Raw genomic sequence first — 21,699 nt, forward strand, 5'->3', positions numbered from 1 at the left:
CGGCCGAGCGCGACCAGGACGCCCCTCTCGCGAGGACGAGATCAGTCATCGTCGCCGCGCAGCAGCGACCAGGAGAGCGGCGTGCCGCGCGCGACGTCGCGGGAGACGCGCATGCCGAGCACCGTCTCGAGGTGCTTGGGCGCGAGGCCGAGCCCCGGCCGGATGGCGCGCACGTTGTGCGGGCCGAGCACGGCGCCGGCGGGCGTGTCCTCGACGACGTAGAGCGAGCGGCGGAACTGCAGCGACTTCGTCTCCGCCTTGGTCGCGCCGTAGCGCACGCGCCCGAGGCTCTGCCAGCCGCGCTCGGTCTCCTCCACGAGACGGGCGAACTCCTCGGGCTCGAGCGAGAAGGCGCTGTCGACGCCGCCGTCGGCTCGGCGCAGCGTGAAGTGCTTCTCGATCACGGTCGCGCCGAGCGTCGTCGCGGCGACGGCGACGCCCACGCCCATCGTGTGGTCGGACAGCCCCACCTGGGTGTCGAACAGCGCGCGCATGTGCGGGATCGTCAGGATGTTCGTGTTCTCGGGCGAGGCCGGGTAGGTGCTCGTGCACTTCAGGAGCACGATCCGCGCGCCGGGATCGACCTCGCGCGCCGCCGCCACCGCCTCCTGGATCTCGCCGACCGACGCCATGCCCGTCGAGATGATGATCGGCTTGCCCGTCTGCGCGACGCGCCGGATCAGCGGCAGGTCGGTGTTCTCGAAGGAGGCGATCTTGTAGCAGGGCGCGTCGAGGCTCTCGAGGAACGTGACGGCGGTCTCGTCGAAGGGCGTCGACAGCGGCACCATGCCGAGCGCGCGCGCCCGCTCGAAGATCGGCGCGTGCCACTCCCAGGGGGTATGGGCTTCCTCGTAGAGGTCGTAGAGCGAGCGGCCCTTCCAGAGGCTGCCCTCGTCCTCGATCCGGAAGCCCTCGCCGTCGCTGTCGAGCGTCATCGTGTCGGCGGTGTAGGTCTGGAGCTTGAGCGCGTGCGCCCCCGCCCGGCCGGCGGCCTCGACGATCTCCAGCGCGCGGTCCAGCGACTGGTTGTGGTTGCCCGACATCTCCGCGATCAGGAAGGGCGGATGGCCGGGGCCGACCTTGCGGCCGGCGATGTCGATGACGTCCGTCGCGCTCATGGTTCCAGTCCTCGCGTGTAGCGTCGGAATCGTTCGGTGAAGCCGCAGCGCTCGAAGAGCGCGGCCGATCGCGCGTTCCCGCCGAGCACCTCGGCGACGATCCGCCGGATGCCGGGGCGGTTCTGCCGCACCCAGTCGCAGCCCGCAAGCAGCAGATCCGCGCCGACGCCGCGTCCCATCGCCTCCGGAACGAGGTAGATCGAGACCTCGGCCTCCTCGCCCGCGCGATCGAAGCGCAGCACGCCGACGGGCGCCCCGTCTTCCTCCCCGATCAGGAGGTCGCGCTCGGGCGCGGCCAGCACGCCGTCGAGCCAGGCGAGATGGCGCTCGAGCGGGATCTCGTCGGCTTGGCGGGAGGAGCCGCGCACCCGGGGATCGTTGCGCCACGCGTGCAGGTCGCGCCCGTCGGCGCGGGTCGCGGGCCGCAGGACGACCCGCGATGGGCAGAGAACGGCCGCGACCCGGGAGGCGCCCCGCCCGTCGACCCGCGCCAGGCCCCGCGCGGACAGCACCGTGCGCAGCGTCTCGCTGCCTGCCAGGGCCTGGAGATGCGGCGCCAGCGTCTCCGGCGCGATCTCCGCCGCATCGGGCACGTAGGCGATGCCCTCGAGCCCCGCGGCCCGCGCCGGCGCCTCCTGGTTCGCCGCGAGCGCGAGCACGACGCTCGGCAGGCCGACGGCGCAGCGCTCCCAGGTCGTGCCGCCCCCCGCGCCGACGGCGAGGTCGGCGGCCGCCATCAGCTCGGCCATGCGATCGGTCTGCACGTGCAGCGTCGCGTCCGGGAGCCCGGCGCAGGCCGCCTCCAGGCTCGCCCGGTTCGGGTTGAGGGCGCCGACGACGACGTCGATCGTCCGGTCGCCCAGCCCGGCACGCACGAGCGCGGCGAGCGCATGGCCCGTCGCGTTCCCCGCGTCGGTGCCGCCGAAGGACAGCAGGATGCGCCTCACGGGACCGCGGCGGATCTCCGCGCGATCGTGCAGGGTCGCGAATTCCGGCCTCAGCAGGGCGAAGCGCGGGCCGAGCAGCCGGCCGCAGCCCGGCGGCGTGCGATCGGCGTAGGCGTCGGCGCCGTCGCGTCCGGCGTTCTGGTCGATCAGCACGTCGCAGGCGTGCGCCCGCAGCAGGTCGTCGATCGCCGCGATGCGGGTGCCCGCGATGCGAGCGGCCTGCTCCCAGGCGGCGTCGAGGCCGTAATGATCGACGAGGATCGTCTCGACGGGCCCGCCGAGGGTCTCCGCGGCCGTGCGGGTCTCGGCGGCGTCGCGCTCCTGGATCTCGCGTGGCCACGCGGCCTCCGGCCCGAGCGCGGACACCGCCCGTATCATGGCGTCGGGCAGCGGCGGAAGGTCGATCGGCGCGACGTCGCGCGCCTGCGCCAGCGCGCGAGCCCCCTCGGGCAGCGCGCGGCTCGCGATCGCGACGGCGCGCCCGCGGGCCTGGAGCGCCTGCGCCAGCGCGAGGCAGCGCATCAGGTGCCCGAGCCCGCGCTCGGGCGTCGCGTCGAGGCGCATCAGGACGTGGCGCGGCACGGCGCTCACGCCCGTGCCCCATGGAGCCGCTCCGCCCGCTCCCAGTCCTCCGGCGTGTCGATGTCGACGACGCGGCTGCGCGGCAGGACGAGCGTGCGCCCGTGCTCGTGGATGCTCGCGCCGGCGAGCCAGGCCTCGCGCATGCCCCAGTAGAACTGCCCGGCGTCGTGGTAGGCCGGCGGCAGGTCCTGCGTGCGTGTCTGCGCGAAGTGCGGGAAAAGCGGTCGCGTGCGGCCGTCCGCGTCACGCGCGAGCGCGCGCTGGACGGGGCTCTCGAAGGCGACGACCGGAAAGGCGTAGCCCTCGCCCGCCGCGACGAGCAGCGCGTGCGCGTCGAGAATGTCCGTCGCCTCGAGCAGCGGCACGCAGGGGTAGATGCAGCAGATCTCGCGCGCGGTCGAGCCGCCCTCCTCGAGCGTGGCGACGGCGTGGGCGATCACGGGGACCGTCGGCGCGTGGTCGTCGGCGAGCTCGGCCGGGCGGCGGAAGGGGACCTCGGCCCCCTCCCCCGCCGCGACGCGGGCGATCTCGTCGTCGTCCGTCGACACCACGATGCGGTCGAACACGCCCGCCGCGCGGGCCACCGCGATCGCCCAGGCGATCATCGGCCGGCCCGCGAACGGCTTGACGTTCTTGCGGGGGATGCGCTTGCTGCCGCCGCGCGCCGGGATGACCGCGAGACGCATCGCGCGGCCGTCAGCGCCGCAGCGCTGCTGCGAGGGTCTCGACGACGCGGTCCTGCTCGGCGTCCGTCAGCGCCGGGAAGAGCGGCAGCGAGATCGCGCGGCGATAATAGTGCTCCGAGGCCGGGAAGTCGCCCCAGCCGAAACCCATGCGCCGGTAGTAGGGCTGCGTATGGATCGGGATGTAGTGCACGTTGGCGCCGATCCCGGCCGCACGCAGCGCCGCGAACGCGTCCGCGCGGGTGGCGTCCGTGCGCGTCTCGTCGACCTCGACGACGTAGAGATGCCAGGCGCTCGTGCGGTCGTTCGCGCGAGCCGGGCGGATGACCGGCAGGTCGGCGAGGAGCGCGTCGTAGCGATCGGCCAGGCGCACGCGCGCCGCCTGCATCGCCTCGATGCGCGCGAGTTGCGAGAGGCCGAGTGCCGCCTGCATCTCCGTCAGCCGGTAATTGTACCCGAGCCCGACCTGCTCGTAGTACCACGGCCCGTCGCTCTCGCCCTCGAAGCGGTCGGCGTCGCGGGTGATGCCGTGGGTGCGCAGGTCGCGCAGCGCGGCCGCGATCGCGTCGTCCTGCGTCGTGACCATGCCGCCCTCGGCGGTGGTCACCACCTTCACCGCATGGAAGCTGAACACCGTCGCGTCGGCGAAGGCCGAGCCGACCGGCGCGCCGAGATAGGTCGCGCCGGTGGCGTGGGAGGCGTCCTGCAGGATGCGGAAGCCGTAGGCGTCCGCCAGCGCGCGGATCTCGCGCAGGTCCGCGGGCAAGCCCGAGAAGTCGACCGGCACGACGATGTCGGGCAGCGTGCCTTGCGCCTTCGCCCGCTCGAGCTTCTCGCGCAGCGCGGTGACGGACATGTTGCGCGTGTGCGGATCGATGTCGACGAAATCGACGCCGGCCCCGCAATAGAGCGCGCAGTTGGCCGAGGCGACGAAGCTGTTGGGCGCGGTCCACAAGCGCCCGCCCGGCCCGAGCCCGAGGGCGAGGCAGGCGATGTGCAGGCCCGCCGTCGCGTTCGACACGCCGACCGCGTGGGCGACGCCGTGGCGCGCCGCGAAGGCCTCCTCGAATCGGCCGATCACCGGCCCCTGCGTGAGGAACGGCGCGCGCAGCACGGCGAGGACGGCGGCCTCGTCGGCGGCGTCGATGTCCTGCCGGCTGTAGGGGATCGTGATCATGCGCCCGCCGCCTTGCCCGCGCCGACGACGTGCGTCTCGACCAGCTCGCGGATCTCCTCGACGGTGAGGAAGTGCTCGTTCGTGCCGCTGTCGTAGGCGTAGCCGGCGGCGACCCGCGAGCCGCCGAAGGCCTCGGTGTAGTCTTCGAATGTGTAGTCCGGCGTCGCGGGCAGGATGGCGAAGTAGCCGCCGATGTCCACCGTGTAGAAGCTGTCGCTCGAGGTGATCATCTCCTCGTGCAGCTTCTCTCCCGGGCGCATGCCCACCACCTCCTGCCGGCAGCCGGGCCCGATCGCCTCGGCGAGGTCCGTGATGCGGTAGGAGGGGAGCTTGGGCACCAGGATCTCGCCGCCCCAGGCGTGCTCGATCGCCCACATCACCATGGCGACGCCGTCCTCGAGCGAGATGTTGAAGCGCGTCATCTGCGGATCGGTGATCGGCAGGACGCCGGTGCGACGGCGATCCAGGAAGAACGGGATCACCGACCCGCGGCTGCCCATGACGTTGCCGTAGCGCACCACGCTGAACCGGATGTCACGCGTGCCGCGGATGTTGTTGGCCGCCACGAACAGCTTGTCCGAGCACAGCTTGGTCGCGCCGTAGAGGTTGACCGGCGCAGCCGCCTTGTCCGTCGACAGCGCGACGACGCGGCTCACGCCGGCGTCGAGCGCGCACTCGATCACGTTCTGCGCGCCGATGACGTTGGTCTTGATGCACTCGAACGGATTGTACTCCGCTGCGGGCACCTGCTTCAGCGCCGCCGCGTGGACGACGATGTCGATGCCCTCGAGCGCCCGCCGCAGGCGGGAGGCGTCGCGGACGTCGCCGATGAAGTAGCGGATCGCCGGGTGATCGCGATCGGAGATGCGCTGCGCCATCTCGAACTGCTTGAGCTCGTCGCGCGAGTAGACGACGACCCGCTTCACGTCGGGAAAGCGGGCGAAGACCTCGCGCACGAAGGCGTTGCCGAAGGAACCGGTACCGCCGGTGACGAGGATGGACTTGCCGTTGAGCATCGCGATTCTACTTCCGCTTGGCGCCGTCCCGCGGCGCTCCCTCGGGGGCCGTGCGGCCGCCCCGTGCGCGGCCGCGGGGCGCGCCCGCATTCCTCTATCGAGTTTCGCCCGGGCGGGCAAACCGCCCGCCACGCTGCGGCGACCCTGCCCGGAGCCGGTGCGTCGTCAGCCCTTGCGCAGGTACTTGCCGCGCAGCTCCTGCGGCAGGTGGACGGGGCCGTAGGCGCTCGCGCCGCCCCAGATGTCGTCCTTCCACCACTGCCCGTCCTCGATCCACCAGACGCGCGGATCGCGGAAGCCGTCGAGCGTGCGGTCGAACTCCTCCTCGCTCATGCCGACATAGGCGAGCCAGCGGTCGAGGTCCCGGCGCGGCTTCACGGCGTCGTAGCGGCGCACCATCTCGATGCCCTGCTCGCGCGTCATGCGCCCGGCGCGGATGTCCTTGGCGGCGTGGTCGGTGCCGCGGCCGTAGCCGAGCTTCACGAACTTCATGTAGTCGTGGATGCCGTTCTCGTGCATGTCGTCGAGGTTCGAGAACATCCGATAGGTGCGCTCGAAGGGCTGCTGCGCCGGCTTCCAGCCGTACTCGCGCATCACGAGCTCGGTGTGCTCGTTGGCGTCCCAGCGCACGAAGTTCGACAGGTAGATGCCGCGCACGCCCACCTCGTCGATCTCGTCGTCGGACGGGTACATCGCCCAGAGGAGATCCTTCGGGCGAAGGCCCTCCTTCAGCTCGGGACGGCCGAGCTTGTCGAGCCCCTCGTCGGTGAAGTCGTGCCAGTCGTAGCCGCGCAGCGCGTGCTCAAGCCGGTACTTCGAGGTGAACTCCACCATGTCGTTGTAGGAGTACATCCCGCCCAGATCCATGAAGCCGTGCTCGCCCCACATCATCAGCGGGACCTTGTAGCGGACGGCCACCTGGATCGGGGTGGTGAAGATGCCGCAATGGGCGTGCCAGTTGTTGTCGCCCTGCAGCCGGAAGCCGAGGCGATTCATCCGCACCAGCACGTCGACGGACGGCCGCACCACGATGTGGTCGGCGTCGAAGCACTCGCGCATCCGGAACAGGTTCTCCTCGCCCTCGGGGAGGTAGTTGTTGCCGTGATAGGTCACGAGCAGGATCTTCAGGCCGAGGATCTTCGAGGCGACGTGCGCCTGGAAGTAGCTGTCCTTGCCGCCGCTGACCGGGATGAGGATGTCGTAGTTGCTCTCGGAGCGATGCTCGTCGGCCAGCTCCTTCAGCCACTCCAGCCGCTCGTCCCAGTCGACGGTCGACGGCTGCATGGAGACGCGGCAGCCGGAGCAGACCCCCTCCGCGTCGAAGGTCACGGGCGTGGCGGCGACGCTGCAGTAGACGCAGCGCGTGCAGAAGCGAACGGACAAGGCGGGCATCCCTCGGATCGGCGAGGCGCACGGGCCCGCGGCCGCGTCGCGCCTCTTCCAGACAGGCCGGGGGATTATCACGGGGCCGCGGGCAAGTCGAGGGTCGGGTGACGTTGCGCGCAACCGCCCGCCCGCCTAGAAGGGGGCCGCCCCCACGCCACAGGAGACACGCAGCGTGCCGATCGCCCGCATCGTCCGGCTCACGGCCCCCCGAACCCTCGTCTGGGAGGAGGTCGAGGTCGCGCCCCCCGCGGCCGGCGCGATCGTCGCGAGCACGGTGGCGAGCGCGATCTCGCCGGGCACGGAGCTCGCCGCCTACACCGGCGCGCCGCCGCTGCGGCCCGGCCCGGCATATCCGCGGCTGCAGGGCTACTGCAACGTGGCGCGCGTGGTCGAGGTCGGCGCGGACGTCCGCGACGTCCGTCCGGGCGATCTCGTCCTCACGCACCAGTCCCATCGCAGCGCCTTCGCCTGCGCTCGGGACGCCGTGCTCGCGCGGGCTCCCGGCGATGCCGACGCGGCGGCGCTGTCGGTCACGTATCTCTTCCATCTCGGACTCGCCGCGCTGCAGAAGGCGGGCTTCGCGCCGGGCATGCGGGTCGCGGTCCTCGGGCTCGGGCCGCTCGGCCTCGGCACGCTCGCGGTCGTCGAGGCCAGCGGCGGCGACGGCTACGCCGTGTCCGACCAGCCGCGCGCCCGCGAGCGGGCCGCGGCCTTCGGCGCGCGCGCCGTCGCCTCGCGCGAGGAGGCCGAGATCGCCCGCCTCCTCCCCGGCGGCGCCGACATCGTGGTCGTCACCACGAACGGCTGGGCCGACTGGCGCCTCGCCTTGATGCTCGCGCGCCACGGCGGGACGATCGCGGTGCTCGGCTTCCCCGGACGCGGGCAGCCGCCGGCGGACTTCAACCCGCTCGCGTCGGAGTTCCTCTACGACAAGCAGCTGACCATCATGGGCTGCGGCGCCGTGATCGAATCCGATCCGCCCGAGCACGAGGCGCGCTTCACGCTGCGCCGGAACATGCTCTGGCTCGCGGACCGCGTCCTCTCCGGCCGCCTCCCCGCGCGCGCGATGGTCTCGGACGTCCTGCCCGCGCAGGCGATCGAGACCGCCTACGCCCGGCTCGAGGCGCGCGAGCCCGATCTCGTCACGATCGTCCTGCAATGGTGAGCCCCATGACCGAGACGCTGCGCGTCGCCCTGATCGGCTGCGGCCGCATGGGCGCGTTCACGAGCGACGCCACCCGCGCGATGCTGCCGGACTGCTGGTTTCCCCTCAGCCACGCCGAGGCGGCGACCGCCGTCGACGGGATGAGCCTCGTCGCCCTCGCGGACCCGGACGCGGAGCGGCTCGCCGCCGCCGGCGAGCGCTACGGCGTTCCCGCGAACGGCCGTTTCACGGACTACCGGCCGATGCTCGAGGTGGTGCGCCCGGACGTCGTCCTCGTCGCGACGCGCAGCGACCAGCGCGCGGAGGTCCTGCGCGCGGCGATCGCCGCCGGCGTGCGGGGCGCGCACGCCGAGAAGCCGCTCGCGAGCCGGCTCGGCGACGCGCTCGACGTGCTCTCCCGGGCCGAGCGCGCGGGCTTCGCTCTCACCTACGGCGCGCTGCGCCGCTTCATGGCGCCCTACCGCGCGGCCCGCGATCTCCTCGCCGCCGGCGAGATCGGCGAGCTGCGCGAGGTCGCGATCGACAACGGCCCCGCCCAGGCGCTGATGTGGACGCATCCGCACAGCGTCGACCTCATGCTCTACTTCGCGGGCACCGACGTGCGCTCGGTCGTCGCCGCCTGCGATCTCGCAGGCATGCCCGCCGACGAGCGCCTGATCGACGGGGACCCGCGCGTTCACTTCGCCCGGCTCGGCTTCGGGAACGGCGTGCAGGGCCTGATCACGAGCGCCGGCGGGATGACGACGCGGCTCTCCGGGACGCGCGGGGCGATCGAGATCCGCAGCGACGGCCGCGCGCTCGTCGTCGCCCGCGCGGACGCGAGCGGCTACTATGCCGGCCCGCCCGAGCCCGTCGCCGTGCCGCAGAGCACGAGCGGCGCCGTCACCGCGCTCACCGAGCTGGCCAGGGCGGTGCGCGAGGGCGCTGCGTCGAGCATCCGTCTCGACGAGATCGCGACCGGGCAGCGCGTGCTCGGGGCGATCGCCCTCTCGGCGCTGCGCGGCTGCGTCGCCGTCGATCCGGCGTCGGTGCCCGAGGACCTGACGATCACCGGTGCGGTCAACGGCCGCCCGGCCTGAGCGCGAGCACGTCGATGAGCCGGTCGATCAGCTCGGCGTCGGAGCCGGACCCGGCGCGCGCGAGATATCGCGCGCGCATCGCGGCGAACGCCGCATCGAGCCCCCGCCAGTCCGAGAGCCGCGCCGCGAGCGCCTCGGGCGAGGCGCAGACGAGACCCGACGCCGGGTCGAGGTAGGGCAGCTCGAGCTCGCGGTCGAACTGCGAGAATGCACAGGAGACGAAGGGCACGCCGAGGTGGATCGCCTCGTCGATGGCGGACGTCGTGCGGGCCACGACCACGTCCGCCGCGCGCATCTCGTCGTAGATGTCGCTGACGGGATCGCCGAGCACGAAGCGCGGGTCGTCGCGGAACGCGGCGTAGGTCTCGACCGTGTCGCGGCCGTGCAGCCGAACCAGCAGGCGCGCCTGCGGCGCGTGCGCGGCGAGCCAAGCGAGCAGCGTGCGGATCACGGCGATCTGGTTGTGATACTCGTAGGGCTGGGTCAGGCACAGCACCGTGCGCCAGCTCGTGGGCGCCGCGACCGGCTTCGGCGCGTCCGCGATCATGCCGAGATACTTGAGCGGCCCGATGAAGCGGCAGGTGCCGCGGTTGCGCACGCCGAGCCGCGCGAAGGCGCGCGCATCGTCCTCCGAGAGCGTCAGGAACGTGCCGCCCACCGAGAGCGCCGGGTGCGGGATGTGCTCGAGCGGCCCGATCTGCACGTTCGCGAAGGCCATCCCGCGCGCCTCGGCGAGCGCGGCCTCCTGGAAGGCCTGGCTGCTCGTGAGCTCGAGCGACAGGAGCGCGCGGGCGCCCGGCGCATGACGGTCGAGCCCGTCGGCTAGGACGTCGCGCCACGTGTCGAAGTTGAAGAAGGCGCGGGTGTCGCGCGTGAGCTGGCGGAGCGACACGTCGAAGGCGGCGCCCGGCTCGCCGAGCCGCAGGGAAGCCCGCGTCCCCACGAGGCCGAACGCGCCGCGCACGATCGCCTTGGCCCAGCCCGCCGCGAACGTCGCGAGCGGGCGCGCGCCCATCAGCGAGCGGATCGTCTGCGCCGGCAGGGCGCTGCGCGCCGCATCGAGCGCGAGCTGCCGGTCGCCGAGCACCTGATGGACCAGGACCCGCACGCGGTATCCCCGCGCATGGAGCAGCGCGACGGCGCCGCGGACGTAACGGATCTGCGCGGCGGAGCGGACCGGCACGACGACGTCCGCGCGATCGTCGCCGGCGTGGTCTGCGGTGGCCGCCACGGCGCTGTGCACCACGCCGTGCGCCGCGCGTGCGCGCAGGTGCTTCTCGACGAGCTTCACCATCAGCGCGGTGGGCACGGCGAGCCGGCGCGCGAAGCGCCGCAGGCGCAGGACGAGGGCGTTCTCCGCCAGGAAGGTCACCCGGTGCGTCGGCGCGAGCGCCTGGTAGAGGTACGGGTTCATCACCTGCGAGGGGCGTGCCAGGATGGCGCGGTTCTGCTCGAGGATCGCGACGCCGTAGACGCAGGGCAGCTCGACCTTCGGGTGCCCGCCGAAGAGGACGATCTCGGCGTTCGTACCGGCGGTGGTCCGCGCTATCGCGGCGAGGAGCCAGAGGATCGGCCGCACGAAAAAATAGTAGATGTTGTTGACGTGCGGCGCGAGCGCCTCGCAGCCGCTCCGCGCGAGGCCGGCCTCGAAGGCCTCGACGAAGCGCGCGCAGCCGGCGAAGGCGTCCTCGCCGAGGTCGGCGTCACCCGCCACGACGACCGGTGCGCCGAGCGCGGCGACCGAGTCCGCCATGGAGGAGAGCGTGACGACGCGCGTGTCCGGCGTGATGGGGAACGCGCGCGCGCGCTCGAGAGCGCGCTCATCGAGGATGACCAGGACGACCATGGACGAGGAACCGGGGCTGACGAGCGCGGACGGCAGACGTCCGGGCGCCCGTCCCTAGCAGCCGTCGGACGGGGAATCCAGCACGCATCCGCCCGGCCTCCCCCGCTCGTCCCGAACACCGTGCGCGGTCGCATCCACGCGTCAGGCCAACTCGGCGAGGCGGGCGACGCGCGCGGCGTAGCGCGGGGCGACCCGCTCGCGCGCGCGATGGCGTCCGTTCTCGACCACCCGCTCGCCCCCGACGAGGACGTCGCGGACGGCCGCGCGGCCGAGGCAGAACACCGCGGTGTCGAGCGTCCGGTCGCCCACGGCGCGGCCGAGGTCGGGGTGGTCGAGGTCGAGCGTCACGATGTCGGCCCGCAGGCCCGGCGCCAGCGCGCCGATGGGCAGCCCGAGCGCCTGGGCGCCGCCGGCGAGCGCCCCCTCCCACAGCCGTCGCCCGGTCGAGCGGCCGGCCTCCCCGGCGAGCACGTTGCGCGCCCGCCGCGTCAGGCGCTGGCCGTATTCCAGCTGGCGCAGCTCGCCGAAGGCGGAGATCTCGACGTTCGAATCGGTGCCGACCCCGAAGCGCCCGCCCGCACCGAGCACCTCGGAGGCGGGGAAGACGCCGTCGCCCAGGTTGGCCTCGGTGATCGGGCACAGGCCCGCCACCGCGCCACAGGCCGCGAGCCGCGCCTGCTCGGAGGCGTCGAGATGGGTCGCGTGGATCAGGCACCAGCGCGCGTCGACCGGGGCGTTGTCGAGGAGCCAGGCGACGGGGCGCGCGCCCGACCAGGCGAGGCAGTCCTCGACCTCCTTCACCTGCTCGGCGACGTGGATGTGGACCGGGCCCACCGGGTTGGCGGCCAGCAGCGTGGCGAGGCTCTCGGGCGTGGTCGCGCGCAGCGAGTGGGGCGCGATGCCGAGCCGGGCGTTCGGCAGCGCCGCGAGCGCCGGCCGCACGCCGTCCGCGATGCGCATCAGCCCCTCGACGTCGTCGACGAAGCGGCGCTGGCCGTGCTCCGGCGGCGCCGCGCCGAAGCCGCCCTGCGCGTAGTGCACCGGCAGGAGGGTGAGCCCGATCCCGACCGCGCCAGCGGCTGCGACGATGCGCTGCGCGAGCTCGGAGCGCTCGGCGTAGGGTCGCCCCTGCGGATCGTGGTGGAGGTAGTGGAACTCGGCCACCGCGGTGAAGCCGCTCTCCAGCATCTCCAGGAAAGCGAAGGCCGCGATCGCCTCGACGTCGTCCGGGTCGAGGCTGCCGAGGAAGGCGTACATGACCTTCCGCCAGGTCCAGAAGCTGTCGTCCGTCGGGCCGCGGGTCTCGGAGAGGCCGGCCATCGCCCGCTGGAACGTGTGCGAATGCAGGTTCGGCATGCCCGGCAGCGCCGCGCCGCGGATGCGCTCGCGTCCGCCCGACCCGGCGCCCGGCACGACGGCACGGATCGTCCCGCCCTCGACGTCGACGCCGACGTCGCGGGCCCAGCCGTCCGGCGTGAGGGCGTAGTCGAAGACGAGCGCACGCATGGATCGGTCCCCTCCCCGCCCGCGCCGGGCCGCTGGACGGGCGCGAACGGCGCTGCTCATGTATGGCCCTTCGGGGCCGCCGGGTCGAGCGCGCCGCCTCGTCGCCGACGCTCGCTCGCCCTGCGCGACGGGAAGGCTGCCGCGACGAGGCAGCCGAGCGACCGCGGCGTCTCCGCGCTCAGGCGCGCAGCGACCCGCCCACGTGCGCCAGGAACCAGTCGTAGTACCCGCGCAGCCCCTCCTCGAGCCCGATGCGCGGGCGCCAGCCGAGCGCGTTGATGCGCGCCGTGTCGAGCAGCTTGCGCGGCGTGCCGTCCGGCTTCGAGCGGTCGAAGACGATCTCGCCCTCGAACCCGACGACGCGCTTGATCATGTGCGCGACCTCCGCGATCGACAGGTCCTCGCCCCAGCCGACGTTGAGCGGGTCGGCAGCGCCGTAGTGGCGCAGCAGGAACAGGCACGCGTCGGCGAGGTCGTCGACGTGCAGGAACTCGCGCCGTGGCGTGCCCGACCCCCACACCGTGAACGAGGTCGCCCCGCCCGTCTTCGCCTCGTGCGCCTTGCGCAGCAGAGCCGGCAGGACGTGCGAGGTCGCGAGGTCGAAATTGTCGTTGGGTCCGTAGAGGTTCGTCGGCTGGCAGGCGATGTAGTCGCGCCCGTGCTGGCGCCGGTAGGCCTGGCAGAGCTTGAGCCCGGCGATCTTGGCGATCGCGTACCATTCGTTCGTGGCCTCGAGCGGCCCCGTCAGCAGCGCGTCTTCCGAGATCGGCTGGGGGGCGAGCCGCGGGTAGATGCACGAGGAGCCGAGGAAGAGCAGTCGCTCGACGTCGTTGGCGTGCGACGCCTCGACGACGTTGGAGGCGATCATCAAATTCTCGTAGAGGAAGTCGGCGGGATAGGTGTCGTTGGCGTGGATGCCGCCCACCTTCGCCGCCGCGACCACCACGACGTCCGGCCGCTCCCGGGCGACGAAGGACCGGACCGCGCCCTGGTCGCGCAGGTCGACCACGTCGCGCCCGGCGACGAGCGCGTCGAGCCCGTCCGCCTGCAGGCGCCGCACGATCGCCGAGCCGACCATGCCGCGATGGCCGGTGACCCAGATGCGCTTTCTCTCCAGCGAATATCTCATGCGCCTCACCCCGTCCGTGCGTCGCGGGCAGGCGTCGCGTCCCGCGAGGGCAGGCTCGCCTTCGCGAGGGCGAGGTCCGCGTCCACCATCTCGTCGACCAGCTGCCCGAAGCCGATCCTGTGCTCCCAGCCGAGCTTCGCCTTGGCCTTCGCCGGATTGCCGAGGAGGAGGTCGACCTCGGTCGGCCGGAAGTAGCGCGGGTCGATGCTCACGAGCACCCGGCCGGTGGCCGCGTCGCGCCCCTCCTCGCCGACGCCCTCCCCCTCCCAGGCGACGGTGATCCCGACGCGGGCGAAGGCACGCTCGACGAAGGCGCGCACCGTGTTGGTCTCCCCCGTGGCCAGCACGTAGTCGTCCGGCTCGGGCTGCTGGAGGATGCGCCACATCCCCTCGACGTACTCGCGGGCATGGCCCCAGTCGCGCTTGGCGTCGAGGTTGCCGATGTAGAGCCGGTCCTGCAGGCCCAGGGCGATCGCCGCCACGGCGCGCGAGATCTTGCGGGTGACGAAGGTCTCGCCGCGCAGCGGGCTCTCGTGGTTGAACAGGATGCCGTTCGAGGCGTGCATGCCGTAGGCTTCGCGGTAGTTCACCGTGATCCAGTAGGCGTAGATCTTCGCCGCCGCGTAGGGCGAGCGCGGGTAGAACGGCGTCGTCTCGTCCTGCGGCACCGCCTGCACCTTGCCGTAGAGCTCGGACGTCGAGGCCTGGTAGAACCGCGTCGTCTTCTCCAGGCCGAGGATGCGGATCGCCTCGAGCAGGCGCAGCGTCCCGAGCGCGTCCGAGTTCGCCGTGTATTCCGGCGTCTCGAAGCTCACCTGCACGTGGCTCTGTGCCGCGAGATTGTAGATCTCGGTCGGCTGGACCTCGGCGATCACGCGGATCAGGTTCGTCGCGTCGGTGAGGTCGCCGTAGTGGAGGAAGAAGCGCGAGTCCGGCTCGTGCGGATCCTTGTAGAGATGGTCGATCCGCCCCGTGTTGAACGAGGAGGACCGCCGCTTGATGCCGTGGACCCGGTAGCCCTTGCCGAGGAGCAGCTCGGCGAGATACGCGCCGTCCTGCCCCGTGATGCCCGTGATCAGGGCCACCTTGCTCATCTCGCATCTCCGTCGGCATCTCGGCGCATCGCGACCGGCGACGCCCTCGCCCAGCGTGACATTCCGCAGCGGAGCCCAGCTCCCACGCGCGCCGAGGCCGGCGCCTCGTCCGTCGCATGGCGAGCGCCCACCGCCGCGCGAGCCTACCTTCGCACGTGAATGCTGAACGGAAGGTCGACGAGATCGCCGGGACCGCCCGCGGAACCGCCGGTGCCTTCGAAATCCCGCGCGGACCGGCGCGCCCTTCCCTCCGGCCGCGCGCGGTCTATCTCGAATGGTGCATGCCCGCATCGCCGAGGATCCGCCCGTGACGAGGACGATCGCCGCCGCCCTGCTCGCCACCGCCCTCGTGCTCGCGGGCTCGAGCGCACGGGCCCAGGACACCGGCCGCGACGTCGCGTACGTCGACCTCGAGCTCGTCTTCGCCGCCGACGGCTCGGGCTCGATCGACGACGACGAGCTCTACTTCCAGCGTCGGAGCTGGGGGGAGGCGCTCGCGAGCGAGGACGTCCTCTCGGCGATCGCGCAGGGCCTGCTCGGCTCGATCGCCGTCGCATACGTGGAATGGGGCGGGCCGACCTCGCAGGTGCTCGTGGTCGACTGGCGGGTGATCGACGGGCCGGAGAGCGCGCGCGCCTTCGCCGACGAGCTGATGGCGGCGCCACGCGGTGCCTTCGGCTGGAACTCGATATCGAACGCCATCGACTTCTCGGTGCGGCTCGTCGAGGAGAACGCCATCGAGGGCACGCGGCGCATCATCGACGTGACCGCCGACAGCGGAAATCGCGGCGGGCGCCCGCTCGCCGCGGCCCGTGCCGACGCGCTGGCCGCGGGCTTCACCATCAACGGGCTGGCCATCGCGCGGCCGGGCGGGCGGCCGGGCCTCCCCGGCGGCACGACGCTCGAGGACTACTTCGCCCGCGAGCTGATCGGCGGGCCGGGCGCGTTCGTCGAGATCGCCGACGTGCGCCGCCCCTTCGAGGTCGCCGCGCGCCGCAAGCTCCTCACCGAGATCGCCGGCGGTCCCGACGCCGTGCGCAGCGTCGCGGAAACCGGCCCGGAGACGGGAGGTCTCGCATCGCGGGCGGAGTGACGAGCTCGAGGCCCGTCCATCCGCGCCGATCGGGAGTCGGGAGAAGCCCCGAGCGGCCCCGCCCGCCGCCGCAGCCGGGCGCAGGCCTGCGACCACGTCTTCCGCGTGGCGTCCGGTCGGCACTTCGAAAAAGAGGGAGAAGAGTGGCTGGGGGACCTGGATTCGAACCAGGACTAGCGGAGTCAGAGTCCGCGGTTCTACCGTTAAACTATCCCCCAGCAGGGGTGGCGTCGCCGCCTGCGCCGAGGCAACGTCGAGCCCAAGGCCCGGTTCCCGTCGACGATGGCGGCTAGATAGCGGGGGTGCCGGCGCTTGTCCAGCCCCTTTCGTGACGCTCGCACGACGGCCGCGGCGCCTCAGATCATCGCGAGCGGTGTCGGCGCTCGCGGCGGCGGGAACAGCCGGTCGAGCGTCGCGCGGTCGTCGTCGTCGAGGACGAGGTCGAGCGCGGCGCGGTTGTCGCGCAGGTGCGCCTCGCTCGCCGCCTTGGGGATCGCGATCGTGCCCGAGCGCGAGAGCACGAAGGCGAGCGCCACCCGGTGCGGGCTCGCGCCGTGCTTCTCGGCGATGCCCGCGAGGGCGCGCTCGGGAAGGCTCCCCTGCCCCACGGGGCTGTAGGCCATCATCGGCACGCCGCGCGCCTGGAGCGCGGGCAGGAGGTCCCATTCCGGCCCCCGCTCCGTGATGTTGAAGAGCACCTGGTTCGTCGCACAGGCGTCGCCGCCGGGCAGGGCCCAGAGCTCCTCCATGTCGTCCGTGTCGAAGTTGCTCACGCCGAAGCGCGCGATTCGTCCCTCCTCGAGGAGATCGCGGAAGCCCGCCAGCGTCTCCGCGAGCGGGACGTCGCCGCGCCAGTGCAGCAGGTAGAGGTCGAGCCGCTCGACCCCGAGCCGCGCCAGCGAGCGCGCGCAGGCGGCGCGCACGCCGTCGCGGGTGGCGTTGTGCGGGTAGACCTTGGAGACGAGGAAGACGTCCTCGCGGCGCCCGGCGATCGCCTCGCCGGCGACCTCCTCGGCACCGCCGGAGCCGTACATCTCCGCGGTGTCGACGAGCGTCATGCCGAGCTCGAGGCCGAGCCGCAGCGCGCGGACCTCCTCGGAGCGGCGCGCGCGGTCCTCGCCCATGCGCCACGTCCCCTGCCCTAGGGCGGGGACGGGCGTGCCGTCGGGCAGCGTGACGGTCCTCATCGCGGTCATCGGCGGCTCCTTCGCGGGTGCGTCCGCACGCCGACGGCGCCCCGGCCGGACCGCCGGCGCGGGTTCGTCGGCGCGGCTCAGTCGGCGTTGACGACCGAGACGACGCGGAACGTGTGCATCTCGTCCATGTCGTCCTTGATCGAGACGTACTCGCCGATCTGGAGGACGTGGTCGCCGAGCCGGAAGGCGGCCTCGTCGTCGTCCTCGCGGTCCGGGTCGTAGTCGAAGATCCAGGTGTGGCCGCCCGCCCCGCCGGCGCGGTGGACGAGGCGGCCGACCTGATCCGCCTCGCCGCTCCAGAACCGGCGCACGCGGCAGACGTCGCGGCGCGCCCGCCAGGCCTGCGGGTCGATCCGGCCGTCGGTATCCAGCGGCGCGACGATGTCGTAGCCGTGTCGCGCCGATCCGTTCGGATGCTCGTGGCTGCGGGCGAGGTGCAAGGTGATTCGCTTGAAGGTGTGGGGGAGACTCATGACGCTGGTTCCCGTCTGTCTGTCGGTCTGGACGCACAGACGAGCACGCACGCGCATGCGCCGCCTTGATCCGGCGCAAACGGGCGAGCGCCCTGGGGTGTTCCGTCCGCCGCGCGCAGCGTCGGGACGTCTGCCGTACGATCGCCGCGTTTTGGCGCGAGCAAGTCTCACGCGGGGCTTTCGGAACACCGCCTCGACTGGTTAAGAAAGCGTGGCGCGTGCGTCGCGCGTCCGCCCAAGGGGTCACCTCGCCCGAGAGGACCCGTCGCCACGAGACCCGCCTGCGAGATCCGGTTCGGCATGCGCCACACACCCCCCATGCGCGAGAGGCTGTCCGTCAAGGCACGGGCGATCGTCGGCGCGGTCGGGATCCTCGTCGTCGCCGGGCTCGTCCTGGCCGTCGCGCCGTGGACGGTCTCCTCCGACGCGCTGCGCGCGGCGGTCGAGCGCCAGCTCGAGCACGAGCTCGGCCTCGCCTTCCCGGTCGCCGGCCGTACGACGGTCGCCTTCCTGCCGTCGCCGCGGGTGAAGTTCGAGGACGTCCGCCTCGCCGACGCCGCCGGCACGCCGCTCGTCGAGGGCGGGGCGCTGCGCGGCCAGCTCGCCTGGGGGCCGCTGGTGCTCGGCCGCATCCGGCTCACCGAGGTCTCGCTCGCCCAGTCGCGGATCGTCGTCCCGGTCGATCCGCAGGGCCGCTCGCCCTGGGACGGCACGCTCGCGCGGCTGTCGGATCGGCTCGGCGAGCCTGGGGGCGCCCTCGTCGGCGCGATCGGACTCCTCGACACGACGATCGTCTACACCGACGCCGGCGCGAGCCGCCGCGAGGTGATCCACGACGCAGACCTCACGCTCTCCTGGCCCAACGGGCGCGGACCCGTCTCGCTCTCCGGCTCGGCCGCGGTGCGGGGCGAGGCGATCTCCATCGCGCTCTCGCAGCTCGATCCCTCCGCTCTCGCGGCGGGTGCGCGCAGCCCGATGGACCTGCGCCTGTCCGGCCGCCTGGGCCGGCTCGCGGTCTCGGGCAGCGTGGCCACCGGCCGCGACAGCCCCTGGCTGACGGGCAGCGTCTCCTTCGAGACCCGCGCCGCCCGCGAGGTCCTGGCCTGGACCGGCGCGCGGCTGCCGCTCGGGCCCCTCGTGGGGCCGCTCTCGCTCGAGGGCGAGGCGAGCGGCGTGGGGCGCACGCTCTCCTTCTCGGCCCTGCGGCTCGGCCTCGGCGGCGCGCCCCTCGAGGGCGCGATCACCGCGCGGCTCGCGGACGGCCGCCTCGGGCTGAGCGGCACGCTCGCCGCCACCACCACCGATCTCACCCGCTTCGCCGCGCCTGTGATCGAGGCCGGCGACCCCGCCTCGCCGCTGCGCCGGGTGCCGCTGACGCTCTCGCAGCACACCGCCGCCGATCTCGATCTGCGCCTCTCCGCGAGCGAGGCACGCATCGGTGCGGTGCGCCTCGCCGAAGTGGCGATGAGCGTGCTCGTCAATGCCGGGCGCATCGAGACGACGGTCTCGCGTGCCGGGCTCGCCGGCGGCGAGATCCGCGGGCGCTTCGCCCTCGCCGACGCGCCGAACGGCGTCGAGATGCGGCTGGAGGCGGAGGGCACCCGGGTCGATCTCGGGGCGCTCGGGCGCTCGCTCGGCTCGGCCTGGATCGCCGGCCCGGCGACGAGCGACATCGCGCTGATCGGCACCGGCGTCGACGCGGACGCGCTGCTGGCCGCGCTCCAGGGCGCCATCGTGGTCGAGGTCGGCGCGGGCGAGTTCGCGGGCGTCGACCTCGCCGAGGCTCTGCGGCGCTTCGAGCGCCAGCCGCTCACCGCCACGCGCACCCTGCGCAGCGGACGCACGCCGTTCTCCAGCGCCGTCGCCCGCCTCGAGGTGGAGGACGGCGTCGGCCGCATCGTGGACGCGGGCTTCGAGAGCCCCCAGCTCTCGGGCATGCTGGAAGGCACGGTCTCCCTCGCCGCGCGGCGCATCGACGCCAAGGCCGCGGTGGAGAGCGTCACGCCGGTGGGCGACGACAACCTGATCTCCGCGCTGACCTTCGCCTTCCGCGGCCCCCTCACCGACGTCACGCTGGTGCCCGACGCCAAGGCGCTGATCCAGCGCTCCGGCGCTGCGCGCCTGCTGCTGGGCACGCCCGAGCCGGTCCAGCCGGACGCGACGATCCCCGCCTTCGCGCCCGCGGCGCAGCAGTGAGGCGAGGCGTCTTCGCCGCCTCGGGGCAGCGAATCCAGTGGCGCGCGCGATGGTCGAGGATCGCGCTCACGTAGACGAGCGAAAGCTCCGGGTGCGCCCGCCCGGCGGTCCGACGTCTGTCGTTCGACTCCAGATCGCCCTGCGTCACGACCTCGAACGGGAAGCCGAGGCGGGCGGGTCGGGCAGGCGTGGGTGGGGTCGCGTCCATCCCCGGGCCGAGGCATCCGCCCGTCGTGCGATCCCTCACCGCGCGCTTTCCCCCTTCGCCATCACGCGCATCAGCAGCAGCACCGGCAGGATGCCCACCGCCACGATCGCCAGCGCGCCCGTGGCGGCCTGGGCGAGGCGCTCGTCCGAGGCGAGCTGGTAGACGCGCACGGCCAGCGTGTCGAAGTTGAACGGCCGCACGATCAGCGTCGCCGGCAGCTCCTTGAGCACGTCGACGAAGACGATCAGCGCTGCGGTGACGAGCGAGCCGCGCAGGAGCGGCGCATGCACGCGCGCGACGACGCCGCCGGGCTTCTCGCCCAGCATCCGCGCCGCGTCGTCCATCGTCCTGGAGATCTTCAGGAAACCCGATTCGACCGAGCCGTAGGCGATGGCGAGGAAGCGCACGAGGTAGGCGAACAGCACGGCGACCACCGTCCCCGACAGGATCAGCCCCGTCGAGATGCCGAACGTCTCCCGGAAGAAGCCGTCGACGGCGTTGTCGAAGGCCCCGAGCGGGGCGAGTACGCCCACCGCGACGACGGTTCCGGGCACGGCGTAGCCGATGGTGGAAACCCGCACGAGCACCAGCAGCGGCTTGGCTTGCGACAGGCGCGTCGCGTAGGCGAGCAGGACCGCGACGCCGACGAGCAGCACCGCCGCCATCGCGGCGAGCGTCAGCGAGTTCGCGGCGTAGCGCCAGAAGCGCTCGCTCATGAACGGGTCGCCGCCGATCAGGTGGAGCCGCACGAGGATGAGCACCGGGGCGACGAAGCCCGCGATCACCGGCGAGGCGCAGGCGACGAAGGCGAGCGCCGCGCGCCAGCCGCGCAGGCGGAAGGCCGGCGCCTTGCGCGCGCCGCGGCCCACCTGCGTGTAGCGCTGCGCGCCCCGCGCGTGGAGCTCGAGCGCGATCAGCACGAGCACGAAGACGAGGAGCCCCGTGGCCAGCTGCGCCGCGGCCGTCTGGTCGCCCATGCCGAACCAGGTGCGGTAGATCGCGGTCGTGAAGGTGCGCACGCCGTAATACTGCATCGTGCCGAAGTCGGCGAGCGCCTCCATCAGCGCCAGCGCGACCCCCGCCGCGATCGCCGGGCGCGCCAGCGGCAGCGCGACGCGCGCGAACGCGCTCCACGGCCCGTGACCGAGCGCCCGCGAGGCGTCGAAGGCGTTGGCCGTCTGCTCCAGGAAGGCGGCGCGGGCGAGCAGGTAGACGTAGGGGTAGAGCACGCAGGTGAGCATCACGCTCACGCCCCAGACATTGTAGACGTTCGGAAACCAATAGTCGCGCGGGCTCGCCCAGCCGAACATCTCGCGCAGGCCCGTCTGCAGCGGGCCGGCGAAGGCGAGGAAATCGGCGTAGGCGTAGCCGATGATGTAGCCGGGGATCGCGAGCGGCAGCAGCAGCAGCCAGACGAAGGCCCGCGAGAAGGGGAAGCGGCACTGCGTCACGAGCCAGGCGCTCACGACGCCGATCGAGATCGTGCCGAGCCCGACGACGAGCACGAGGATCCCGGTGTTGATCAGGAGATCGGGCAGGATCGTCGAGGCGAGGTGCGCCATCACGTCCGTGCGCGGCGAGAACATGCTCGAGGCGACCGAGAGGATCGGCAGCAGCACGAGCGCGGCGACGAGCGCGGTGGCCGCGACGAGCACGCGCGGGGCGCGCGAACGGGATCGCCCCCGCCGAATCCCGGCGAGGGCGAAGCCGTCCTTCACGAGGCCGGTGGCGGCGGCCGGGGTGACCCCCCCCCCCCCCCGCGCTGTCCCCCCCAAAACATACAGCCGGCCCCATACCAGACCCAT

17 protein-coding genes and 1 tRNA gene are annotated in these 21,699 nt (G+C 73.0%); 4 read left to right on the forward strand and 14 right to left on the reverse strand.

The window, feature by feature from the left end; translation table 11 throughout:
- Window positions 1–41 precede the first annotated feature (41 nt).
- The 6 genes from pseI to ACTZWW_RS10610 form a co-directional block, all read right to left on the reverse strand.
- Window positions 42–1,118 carry a pseudaminic acid synthase gene (gene pseI, locus ACTZWW_RS10585; RefSeq protein WP_444780921.1) on the reverse strand — a complete coding sequence of 359 codons (1,077 nt, stop codon included), beginning with the start codon at window positions 1,116–1,118 and terminating at the stop codon, window positions 42–44.
- Window positions 1,115–2,656 carry a UDP-2,4-diacetamido-2,4,6-trideoxy-beta-L-altropyranose hydrolase gene (gene pseG / locus ACTZWW_RS10590; RefSeq protein ID WP_444780922.1) on the reverse strand — a complete coding sequence of 514 codons (1,542 nt, stop codon included), beginning with the start codon at window positions 2,654–2,656 and terminating at the stop codon, window positions 1,115–1,117. The genes pseI and pseG overlap by 4 nt, the downstream gene beginning before the upstream one ends.
- Window positions 2,653–3,333, reverse strand: coding sequence for a pseudaminic acid cytidylyltransferase (pseF, locus tag ACTZWW_RS10595; RefSeq protein ID WP_444780923.1), 681 nt, complete (start codon window positions 3,331–3,333; stop codon window positions 2,653–2,655). Before pseF ends, pseG begins: the two co-directional genes overlap by 4 nt.
- A gap of 10 nt (window positions 3,334–3,343) precedes the next feature.
- Window positions 3,344–4,507, reverse strand: a complete 1,164-nt coding sequence (gene pseC / locus ACTZWW_RS10600; RefSeq protein WP_444780924.1) for a UDP-4-amino-4,6-dideoxy-N-acetyl-beta-L-altrosamine transaminase — start codon at window positions 4,505–4,507, stop codon at window positions 3,344–3,346.
- The gene (gene pseB, locus ACTZWW_RS10605) at window positions 4,504–5,523 is read right to left on the reverse strand and encodes a UDP-N-acetylglucosamine 4,6-dehydratase (inverting) (protein WP_444780925.1); all 1,020 of its coding nucleotides are present in this window, start codon (window positions 5,521–5,523) and stop codon (window positions 4,504–4,506) included. The genes pseC and pseB overlap by 4 nt, the downstream gene beginning before the upstream one ends.
- A 165-nt stretch (window positions 5,524–5,688) precedes the next feature.
- Entirely contained in the window at window positions 5,689–6,915 is a 1,227-nt protein-coding gene (locus ACTZWW_RS10610) for an N-acetyl sugar amidotransferase (protein WP_444780926.1), read from the reverse strand.
- A 166-nt stretch (window positions 6,916–7,081) separates the two neighbouring features.
- Between ACTZWW_RS10610 and ACTZWW_RS10615 the strand changes: the two genes are divergently transcribed.
- Window positions 7,082–8,074 carry a zinc-binding dehydrogenase gene (locus tag ACTZWW_RS10615; protein ID WP_444780927.1) on the forward strand — a complete coding sequence of 331 codons (993 nt, stop codon included), beginning with the start codon at window positions 7,082–7,084 and terminating at the stop codon, window positions 8,072–8,074.
- A gap of 5 nt (window positions 8,075–8,079) precedes the next feature.
- Window positions 8,080–9,153, forward strand: coding sequence for a Gfo/Idh/MocA family protein (locus tag ACTZWW_RS10620; protein WP_444780928.1), 1,074 nt, complete (start codon window positions 8,080–8,082; stop codon window positions 9,151–9,153).
- Here the strand turns inward: ACTZWW_RS10620 and ACTZWW_RS10625 are convergent.
- The 4 genes from ACTZWW_RS10625 to gmd all read right to left on the reverse strand — a co-directional run bounded on the left by ACTZWW_RS10625 (window position 9,134) and on the right by gmd (window position 14,728).
- Window positions 9,134–10,999 carry a hypothetical protein gene (locus ACTZWW_RS10625; RefSeq protein WP_444780929.1) on the reverse strand — a complete coding sequence of 622 codons (1,866 nt, stop codon included), beginning with the start codon at window positions 10,997–10,999 and terminating at the stop codon, window positions 9,134–9,136. The genes ACTZWW_RS10620 and ACTZWW_RS10625 overlap by 20 nt on opposite strands.
- A gap of 141 nt (window positions 11,000–11,140) precedes the next feature.
- Entirely contained in the window at window positions 11,141–12,505 is a 1,365-nt protein-coding gene (locus tag ACTZWW_RS10630; protein WP_444780930.1) for a formimidoylglutamate deiminase, read from the reverse strand.
- Between the two features lie 178 nt (window positions 12,506–12,683).
- Entirely contained in the window at window positions 12,684–13,634 is a 951-nt protein-coding gene (fcl, locus tag ACTZWW_RS10635) for a GDP-L-fucose synthase (RefSeq protein ID WP_444780931.1), read from the reverse strand.
- 5 nt (window positions 13,635–13,639) lie between these two features.
- Window positions 13,640–14,728, reverse strand: a complete 1,089-nt coding sequence (gmd, locus tag ACTZWW_RS10640; protein ID WP_444780932.1) for a GDP-mannose 4,6-dehydratase — start codon at window positions 14,726–14,728, stop codon at window positions 13,640–13,642.
- Window positions 14,729–15,035: 307 nt separating this feature from the next.
- Between gmd and ACTZWW_RS10645 the strand changes: the two genes are divergently transcribed.
- Window positions 15,036–15,821 (forward strand): DUF1194 domain-containing protein, encoded by a 786-nt coding sequence (locus ACTZWW_RS10645; RefSeq protein WP_444780933.1) that lies wholly within the window; start codon window positions 15,036–15,038, stop codon window positions 15,819–15,821.
- 144 nt (window positions 15,822–15,965) lie between these two features.
- On the opposite strand, the gene ACTZWW_RS10650 is transcribed toward ACTZWW_RS10645, so the two are convergent.
- The 3 genes from ACTZWW_RS10650 to ACTZWW_RS10660 all read right to left on the reverse strand — a co-directional run bounded on the left by ACTZWW_RS10650 (window position 15,966) and on the right by ACTZWW_RS10660 (window position 17,490).
- Window positions 15,966–16,039: transfer RNA gene (locus tag ACTZWW_RS10650), tRNA-Gln, on the reverse strand.
- A gap of 138 nt (window positions 16,040–16,177) precedes the next feature.
- Entirely contained in the window at window positions 16,178–17,008 is an 831-nt protein-coding gene (locus ACTZWW_RS10655) for an aldo/keto reductase (RefSeq protein ID WP_444780937.1), read from the reverse strand.
- A gap of 86 nt (window positions 17,009–17,094) precedes the next feature.
- A complete protein-coding gene (locus ACTZWW_RS10660) occupies window positions 17,095–17,490 on the reverse strand; it encodes a hypothetical protein (protein ID WP_444780934.1) in 396 nt (131 codons plus the stop codon).
- A 300-nt stretch (window positions 17,491–17,790) separates the two neighbouring features.
- Between ACTZWW_RS10660 and ACTZWW_RS10665 the strand changes: the two genes are divergently transcribed.
- Window positions 17,791–19,686, forward strand: a complete 1,896-nt coding sequence (locus ACTZWW_RS10665; RefSeq protein WP_444780935.1) for an AsmA family protein — start codon at window positions 17,791–17,793, stop codon at window positions 19,684–19,686.
- A gap of 243 nt (window positions 19,687–19,929) precedes the next feature.
- On the opposite strand, the gene ACTZWW_RS10670 is transcribed toward ACTZWW_RS10665, so the two are convergent.
- Window positions 19,930–21,549, reverse strand: a complete 1,620-nt coding sequence (locus ACTZWW_RS10670) for an ABC transporter permease (protein WP_444780936.1) — start codon at window positions 21,547–21,549, stop codon at window positions 19,930–19,932.
- Window positions 21,550–21,699 lie beyond the last annotated feature (150 nt).

It is taken from the genome of Salinarimonas sp. NSM, assembly GCF_052380005.1.
Taxonomy (GTDB): domain Bacteria; phylum Pseudomonadota; class Alphaproteobacteria; order Rhizobiales; family Beijerinckiaceae; genus Salinarimonas.

Bases quoted from the DNA above. Each gene is read 5' to 3' on its own strand.
- pseI (WP_444780921.1), bottom strand. From the start codon at position 1,118: ATGAGCGCGACGGACGTCATCGACATCGCCGGCCGCAAGGTCGGCCCC.
- pseF (WP_444780923.1), bottom strand. From the start codon at position 3,333: ATGCGTCTCGCGGTCATCCCGGCGCGCGGCGGCAGCAAGCGCATCCCC.
- pseC (WP_444780924.1), bottom strand. From the start codon at position 4,507: ATGATCACGATCCCCTACAGCCGGCAGGACATCGACGCCGCCGACGAG.
- pseB (WP_444780925.1), bottom strand. From the start codon at position 5,523: ATGCTCAACGGCAAGTCCATCCTCGTCACCGGCGGTACCGGTTCCTTC.
- ACTZWW_RS10610 (WP_444780926.1), bottom strand. From the start codon at position 6,915: ATGCCCGCCTTGTCCGTTCGCTTCTGCACGCGCTGCGTCTACTGCAGC.
- ACTZWW_RS10620 (WP_444780928.1), top strand. From the start codon at position 8,080: ATGACCGAGACGCTGCGCGTCGCCCTGATCGGCTGCGGCCGCATGGGC.
- ACTZWW_RS10625 (WP_444780929.1), bottom strand. From the start codon at position 10,999: ATGGTCGTCCTGGTCATCCTCGATGAGCGCGCTCTCGAGCGCGCGCGC.
- ACTZWW_RS10630 (WP_444780930.1), bottom strand. From the start codon at position 12,505: ATGCGTGCGCTCGTCTTCGACTACGCCCTCACGCCGGACGGCTGGGCC.
- fcl (WP_444780931.1), bottom strand. From the start codon at position 13,634: ATGAGATATTCGCTGGAGAGAAAGCGCATCTGGGTCACCGGCCATCGC.
- gmd (WP_444780932.1), bottom strand. From the start codon at position 14,728: ATGAGCAAGGTGGCCCTGATCACGGGCATCACGGGGCAGGACGGCGCG.
- ACTZWW_RS10655 (WP_444780937.1), bottom strand. From the start codon at position 17,008: ATGAGGACCGTCACGCTGCCCGACGGCACGCCCGTCCCCGCCCTAGGG.
- ACTZWW_RS10660 (WP_444780934.1), bottom strand. From the start codon at position 17,490: ATGAGTCTCCCCCACACCTTCAAGCGAATCACCTTGCACCTCGCCCGC.
- ACTZWW_RS10665 (WP_444780935.1), top strand. From the start codon at position 17,791: ATGCGCCACACACCCCCCATGCGCGAGAGGCTGTCCGTCAAGGCACGG.